The organism is Nocardia cyriacigeorgica, assembly GCF_010858045.1.
In the GTDB taxonomy this organism is placed as follows: Bacteria; Actinomycetota; Actinomycetes; order Mycobacteriales; family Mycobacteriaceae; genus Nocardia; species Nocardia cyriacigeorgica_E.
On record NZ_JAAGVC010000150.1, the window covers coordinates 1 to 380 of the forward strand.

Annotated in this window: 1 pseudogene; it reads left to right on the forward strand. The window is 68.9% G+C overall.

Annotated features, from left to right (window positions below):
- Positions 1 to 106 precede the first annotated feature (106 nt).
- A pseudogene (locus GV790_RS29140) lies at positions 107 to 380 on the forward strand (hypothetical protein); the annotation flags it as partial.

The following is a 380-nucleotide window of genomic DNA, read 5'->3' on the forward strand; positions in this document are numbered from 1 at the left end:
GCTCGGTGTCCAGGACGGGCGGCCCGACGGTGCACTGCGGTCACTGAGAGCTAGGTCGGCACCCGCAACCATCGGCCCGGACGGACCACTGGTGACGATGTGGTCGATGCGCGGTGCACCGCACGTGCATCGACTCGACCGACTCGACTTCGTCAGCGCGGCCAATACGCCACTACCCTCCGACACCGGTGGCGCGGACGAGGTCTCCGCGGTCGATGCCGTCGCCGCAGCCTTACGCGCGGTGGTCACCCGCCCGATCGCCAAGTCCGAAGCCAGCACTCGTGTTACCGAACGCGTGCCGTCGGAGTTGGTGACGTGGTGCGAACGCTGCCGGGCACGGCATGTCCCGGACGGATTGTTCCGGACCGCGGGCTGTCGAG